The organism is Paracidovorax sp. MALMAid1276 (assembly GCF_049198005.1).
In the GTDB taxonomy this organism is placed as follows: domain Bacteria; phylum Pseudomonadota; class Gammaproteobacteria; order Burkholderiales; family Burkholderiaceae_C; genus Acidovorax.
Map to the genome: position 1 here is coordinate 1 of NZ_JBMIRS010000046.1, position 6704 is coordinate 6704.

Below are 6704 nucleotides of genomic sequence, written 5' to 3' on the forward strand. Positions count from 1 at the left end.
CCACCTCCAAGCGCAAGCCAAAGGACGCGCAGGCCAAGGGCTACGTCGATGGGTCCATCGCACGCTCCCATGTGTCCACCGCACGCGTCCTCAAACAGGCCGAGGGAAAAAGACCTTGAAAGGGATGGCTCTAAAGGCCGCAGGCCCGAGTCGTAACAAGGTGTTGCGACGTCCGGCGCCCGCGCGACGCTTGACAAAAAATACTTTGCGCAGGCTCTTACATTTGGTCAAACACCTCCCGCGCCCCCGCGCTTAGGCTCGCGCGGCCTGTCGGCAACCGTTGGCACGCACTTGCGATGGGCCTCGCAGTTCAGATCGCGCGGGCTCCACGGCGTTCAACACCAAGGCGTGCCCCTGCGGCACCACATCCAGGGAGGTTTTCAATGGGGTGGATTCCACACACACGGGCACTGACCCGTCCGATGGCGGCGGCCACGGCGGCGTGCGGCATGGCGGCAGCGGCCCTGACGCTGGGCTGCGGCGGCAGTGGTGACAGTGCGCCGGGCGCGAGCAGCGGCCAGGTGCGCGCTTCAGACGCCGACCAGCTTGCGGGGCTGAGCCCCGGCTGCCGCGACTTTTACGCCGCCCGCCCGGGCTTCGCGCTGAATGCCTCGCGCACGGTAGACGCAGTGCCCGCGCTCGACAAGCCTGGCAAGGGCACCGTGCTGGCCGAGCCCACCTACCAGACCTGCCTGACCCGGGCCACCGCCCACGCCAGCGATGGCGCGTCGGGCTTCGCGCGCAACGACTATTCGCGCCGCCAGGCCTTCAACGCCGACAGCAGCCGCCACCTGGCCTATGCGCTGGACGGCCACTGGCACCTGTATGACGCGCAGACCCACGCCCGCATCAAGGTGCTGCCGTACCTGGCCGCCGACGCCGAACCGCAGTGGCACCCCACGAACCCCGACCTGCTGTACTACCTGCCCACCAATGGCGTGGGCATGCAGGTCCGCGAGCTGAACACCGCGACCGGTGCAAGCCGCGTGGTGGGAGACCTTTCGGCGCGGCTCAGGGCGCGCTGGCCCGGCGCCCAGGCTGCCTGGACGCGCTCGGAGGGCTCGCCCTCCCGCGACGGCCGCTATTGGTGCCTGATGGTGGACGATGCGCAGTGGAACAGCCTGGGCGTGATCACCTGGGACCGCGACACCGACACGGTGCTGGGCGCGCTGCCCACCCACGGGGAGCGCCCGGACCACGTGAGCATGAGCGCGAGCGGCGCCCACTGCGTGGTGTCTGGCGACGGGCCCCGCGGCACCGTGGCGTATTCGCGCGACTTCAGCCAGCAGCGCAAGCTGCTGCACAAGTCCGAACACTCGGACCTGGCCGTGGATGCGCAGGGCGATGACGTGTATGTGTCGGTCGACTACCAGTCCAATGCGGGCGAGATCTTCATGGTGAACCTGCGCACCGGCGTGCGCACCGTGCTGCTCAACAGCTACGCGAATGGGTCGGCCACGGCCCTGCACATCTCGGGCAAGGCGTTCGACCGGCCCGGCTGGGTGCTGATGAGCTCCTATGCCGACACGGGCCCGCGCCAGTGGTTTCACCGCAAGCTCATGGCCGTGCAGTTGCAGGCCAGCCCGCAGATCTACCACCTGGCCTTCAGCCGCACCGCGTCCAACGGCTACTGGACCGAGCCCCACGCCTCGGTGAATCGCGATTTCACCAAGGTGCTGTTCAACTCGAACTGGGGTACCGGCAGCGCTATCGATGTGGACGCGTACCTGGTCCAGATACCGGCCGGCGTGCTGCGGCCGGCAGACACCCCGGCACCGCCACCACCGCCACCACCGCCGCCACCCCCACCGCCTCCTCCGCCGCCCCCCGCACCACCCCCTGCGGCGCCCTTGTCCATCACCGTGAGTGCCGTCACACACCGCGGCTACAACGCCAGCTACACGCTGGCCACCAGCCAGGCGGCAGCCTGCCGGGCCACCTGGTCGTCGGGCGGCTCCTGGGGGGCGCTGTATGACAGCATCCCCGCCAGCGCCAGCGGCCTGACCCATACCAAGGCCCTGGTTCTGGGCCACCCGCGTGCGCAGACGGTGTATGCCGTGTGCCGTGCCAACGCCACCGGGGCCGAAAAGGAAATCGCCATCTTCCTGCCCTGACACCAGGGCCACGGGCCGCGCGGCGGCCCGTGCAGATGCAGGCGTCGCGCCGGGACGCCGGGCCGTGCACCATCGCAGGCAAATGCGAACACAACTCAGCATCACACGCAGCCAGAACGATTCTTCATGGGTTAGCCTTGCGGCGGGTGCCCGGCATCACGACAATCGTGAGCCCGGCCCCACCACACCAACAACGAATCCGCACGGAAGGACACCCCATGAAAGGCGACCCACAGGTCATCGAACACCTGCAAGCCCAGCTCAAGAACGAGCTGACAGCCATCAACCAGTACTTCCTGCACTACCGCATGCTCAAGCACTGGGGCTTCGACAAGCTGGCCAAGAAGGAATATGACGAGTCCATCGGCGAGATGAAGCACGCCGACTGGCTCATGGACCGCATCTTCACGCTGGACGGCCTGCCCAACCTGCAGGATCTGGCCAAACTCCAGGTGGGTGAAGACGTGCCCGAGATCCTCGCCTGCGACCTGCGCTCCGAACAGGGCGCCCAGGCCACCATCAAGGCCGGCATCGCCCACTGCGAAACCGTGCGCGACTATGTCTCGCGCGAACTGCTGCAGAAGATCCTGGACGACACCGAAGAGCACATCGACTTTCTCGAAACCCAGATCGACCTGATCGGCAAGGTGGGTCTGCAGAACTACCTGCAGTCGCAGATGGGCGAGACGGACTCCTGAACCTTGCGCAGGCGATGTCCTGCTTCTCGGTACAACAAACGGGCTGCGGCCCGTTTTTTTGTGCCCGCCGCAGGCGCCCGGCCAGCGTCTGCCCAGGTTGCGTTTGGATACCTTCGGCGCGTCATTCGCTCGCTCAGTTGCGCCCAGAGACCGTACGATGGCACGCCTCACCCCTGCCCTCCACGGTCAGCACGCCCAACCTATGCCGCGCATCCCTGAATCTGTCGCCCCGCATGTCCAGGCCGCCTCCGAAGCGGCGGGTTCGGACATTCATCCTTTCTGGCGGTGCGACAGCGAAGGCACGGCGGAAGAAGGCATGTACCAACTGGCCACGGAACTGGATGTCGAAAACGCGGAGCAGTGGCTGGGCCTGCTGCCCGCGGGCTATCGCATCGTGCACTCCATCTTCCTGTGGGAGCAAAGCCGCGCCGGCGGAGGTTTCGTGACCGGCACCGACAACGCTGGAGCGGCCTGCGTAGAGGCGGCGGCCAGCAGCTACGAATCCATGGACATGCGCGAAGAGGCTGCTGCACTGCGCGCCATGCTGGCGCAACGGATGCACACGCCGCACGACCATGCCAGGGTGCAGGCCGCCTACGACGCCGTGCCCAACCCGTACCGGGACGATTGGGACCGGATTCCCACGCTGGTGCGCAGGCTCTGCGAACAGGCCGAGGTGCTGCTTGAAGTCGCTTCACCTGCGCGGCACATGGGCGCTGGCGTTGGCACTGACGCTGGCAATCACCCTGGGTGGCTGCTCGGAGAGGCGGTCGCACCCGCAGCCCAGCGCAGAGGCCCGCCGGCTGGGCGCCCAGATGGCCGAGTGGGCGCAGTCCGGTGACAGCGACAAGGAAAACCGCATTGCGGTCTACCTGTCGCACACCGACCCGGACGTGGTCGGCCAGGCCTGCTTCCAGCTGGGCCAGCTGAAAGCGCGCGCGCACATTCCCGCACTGCTGGCGTTGCTGAACCACCGGGATGGCCGGGTGGTGAACATGGCCGGTGCCGGCCTGCGCGACATGCTGGATACGCGCGACGCTGCACTGGCGCCGCGGTTCGAGGCCCTGCTCACGCACGATTTCCTCCTGGCCCGGATCAGCGCCATCGAGGCGCTGGGCCGCATCCACAGCACCGGCTCGGTGCCCCTGCTGGCGGGCCGGCTCCAGTCCGAGGATCCGGCCGTGCAGTTCCACATCGTCCATGTGCTCGGCACGCTGCGGTCCCGCCAGGCCCTGCCGGCGCTGGAGGCCTTGGAGGCCGAGGTGCGCACGAAGGACATGAGCTCGCCCCATTTCGACCGCGCACGCGGCACCCCCGCACACCCCAAACTGATGCTGGAAGCCATCGCGCTGGCCATGCAGCAGATCCAGGGCAAGGCCCCGTGAGCTGAGGCACCCCGGGCGTGGGTGGCGCTGCCGTTGGCGCCTCGCAGATTTTCGACCGCACCAATGAGAATGCTTCTCAACCAACGTACAATGCCGGCCCGTGTGCCAGCGGCGAACCACCCCGCCCTCGCATTCCTAACCTGACGCCAGCCAGCAAGCGCCTTCGCCGCGTTTCAGCCAGCGCTCTGAGCCATTTTGTTCTGGAGCCGCTTCCCATGCTGCGCTGTGCTGCCCCCTGTGTATTCCCCCGTGCCGGAGCCTTGTGCTGCCGCGCGGCGCCGGCCTTGGGGCCGGGTGCTGCGCGCCCATGCGCGGCGGGGTGGGTGCACCCATGAGGGCCGCGCGCGTGGACTGGCGCTACCGGCTGGCGGTGGCTTCGCGCGCGGTGGCGGGCGCGGTGGGGGGCTATGCCATGGCGGCAGGCTGGGCAGGCGCGGTGTCGCTGGCACTGGCACGCGCCATGCCGCGTGCCGAGGCGGTGATGGTCGCCACCCTGCTGTCGTGGCTGGTGTATGCGCTGGCCGTTGCCTGGGTGTTCTACGCGCGCACCGCCTGGGGCGCCTGGCTGGGCACGCTGGGGCCGGCCGCGGTGCTGGGTGCCTGTGCGATGGCGCCGCGCTGGCTGGGAGCTGCGGCATGAGCCGCGCATCCGACACCCGGCAAAAAAACGGCCCGCGCGATCGGGAGGGCTTTCGCCAGGCCATGTCCTGGCTGCACACCTGGGCAGGGCTGGTGCTGGGGTGGCTGCTGTTTGCCATTTTTCTCACCGGCACGCTGTCGTTCTTCCGGTACGAATTCAACCAGTGGATGCGGCCCGAGATGCACGGCTTGGCGGCCACGTCCGCCTCCGACGCGGCGCAGGTGGCCCAGAAGGCGGTGGACGCGCTGCACCGGCAGCATCCCGACGTGACGCAGTGGATCCTGCGGCTGCCCGATGCGCGCGAACCCGCCGTGACCCTGCTGTGGCGCGGAACGGGCAATGGCCGTTTCGAAACCCTGCGCATGGACCCGCACACCGGCGAGGTGCTCCGCCCGCGCGAGACCATGGGGGGCGAGTTCTTCTACCGCTTCCACTTCGAGCTGCGCACCGCGCAGAAGGGCCGCTTCACGCTGGAAGGGCGCTGGGTGGTGGGGGCGGCCACGCTGCTGATGTTCATTGCGCTGCTCACGGGCATCGTCACGCACCGGCGGTTCTTCAAGGACTTCTTCACATTCCGCCCCGGCAAGGGCGGCCAGCGCGCCTGGCTGGATGCGCACAACGTGAGCGGCGTGCTGGTGCTGCCGTTCTATCTGATGATCACCTTCAGCGGGCTGATGATCTTTCACTCCCTGTACATGCCGGCCGGCATCGCCACGGCCTACCGGGGTGAGAAGGGCGTTGATTCCGCCGCCTACTTTGCCGACCTGCAGGGCGAAAAACCCGAGAGCCGCCCCCGCCGGGGCCCGCGCGAGGCGGTGGCGCCGTTGCCCCGCATCACGCTGCAGCCTTTGGTGGACGCTTCGGTCGCCCACTGGGACGGCGGCCGCCTGGGCGGCCTGCAGGCCCGGCGCGACGCGCACGGCCGCATGGTGGTCGAGGCGATCCGCCATGAGGGCGACCGCCTGCAGTACCGGCCGCCACGCTTGCTGTTCGACGGCGCCACCGGCCAGCTGCTGGAGCAGCCTGACGCCACCACGCCCGCGCTCAAGACCTACGGCGTGCTGTATGGCCTGCATATGGCGCGCTTTGCAGGGCCGGGCATGCGCTGGGTGTTGTTCGGCTTCGGCCTGCTGGGCAGCCTGATGATTGCCACAGGCATGGTGCTGTGGTCGGTCAAGCGCAGCACGCGGGGCCGAACCCAAAACGCGCAAGGCGCATCGCGGCGCGCATCGGCAACGGGCAGCGCCGCTCACGCGGCCGAAGCCACCGCGCACCATCGCATTCCCTGGGGGGAGCGGTTGGTGAGCGCCATCAACATCGCCACGCTGGGCGGCCTGCCGCTGGCCTGCGGGGTGTACCTCGCGTCCAACCGGCTGCTGCCGCTGGACCTGCCGGGCCGGCCCGACGCGGAGTTGGCCTGCTTTTTCAGCGCCTGGGGCCTGGCCCTGCTGTGGGGCCTGGGCAGCTGCATGCTGCTGCGGCCCGGCCGCCTTGGATGGTGCGTGGTGATGGCCGCGGCCGCCGCCGTGTGGGCCACCCTGCCCGTGCTGAATGCGCTGACCACCCACGCGCACCTGGGTGCCACACTGCCCGCAGGCGAGTGGGCCTGGGCCGGCATGGACCTAGCCTTTGCCGCCACAGGCGCTGTGCTGGGCGTGCTGGCGTGGCGGCTGCGCCCCGTTGCCCCGCGCCGTCCCGCGCCCTTCGGGCTGGGCCCCGAAGGCCTCAGCGTCTAAGAGCCTTATATGGACGCCCCGAATAAGCCAAGCCCTCACTCACTGCTGCCAAGAAGGTAAAGATTGCACCCGTATATTCGGACTTACTGTGGCCGGGGCCACGGTCCCTGATGGGATTCGCTGGTGGAGGT

The 6704-nt window shown here is 68.6% G+C and carries 6 protein-coding genes; all 6 read left to right on the top strand.

Translation table 11 applies throughout. From position 1 onward, the window contains the following. Window positions 1–383 precede the first annotated feature (383 nt). The 6 genes from ACOQFS_RS02830 (at window position 384) to ACOQFS_RS02855 (ending at window position 6573) form a co-directional block, all read left to right on the top strand. On the top strand, window positions 384–2114 hold the full coding sequence (locus tag ACOQFS_RS02830) for a hypothetical protein (protein WP_421561457.1): 1731 nt from the start codon (window positions 384–386) through the stop codon (window positions 2112–2114). 218 nt (window positions 2115–2332) lie between these two features. Continuing rightward, complete coding sequence (gene bfr / locus ACOQFS_RS02835) at window positions 2333–2812, top strand: bacterioferritin (protein ID WP_421561458.1); 480 nt, start codon at window positions 2333–2335, stop codon at window positions 2810–2812. A gap of 202 nt (window positions 2813–3014) precedes the next feature. Then, entirely contained in the window at window positions 3015–3653 is a 639-nt protein-coding gene (locus ACOQFS_RS02840) for a hypothetical protein (protein ID WP_421561459.1), read from the top strand. Next, the gene (locus ACOQFS_RS02845; RefSeq protein ID WP_421561460.1) at window positions 3628–4197 is read left to right on the top strand and encodes a HEAT repeat domain-containing protein; all 570 of its coding nucleotides are present in this window, start codon (window positions 3628–3630) and stop codon (window positions 4195–4197) included. Before ACOQFS_RS02840 ends, ACOQFS_RS02845 begins: the two co-directional genes overlap by 26 nt. A 331-nt stretch (window positions 4198–4528) precedes the next feature. Next, on the top strand, window positions 4529–4837 hold the full coding sequence (locus ACOQFS_RS02850) for a DUF3649 domain-containing protein (RefSeq protein ID WP_421561461.1): 309 nt from the start codon (window positions 4529–4531) through the stop codon (window positions 4835–4837). Then, entirely contained in the window at window positions 4834–6573 is a 1740-nt protein-coding gene (locus ACOQFS_RS02855) for a PepSY-associated TM helix domain-containing protein (RefSeq protein WP_421561462.1), read from the top strand. The genes ACOQFS_RS02850 and ACOQFS_RS02855 overlap by 4 nt, the downstream gene beginning before the upstream one ends. Window positions 6574–6704: the final 131 nt, after the last annotated feature.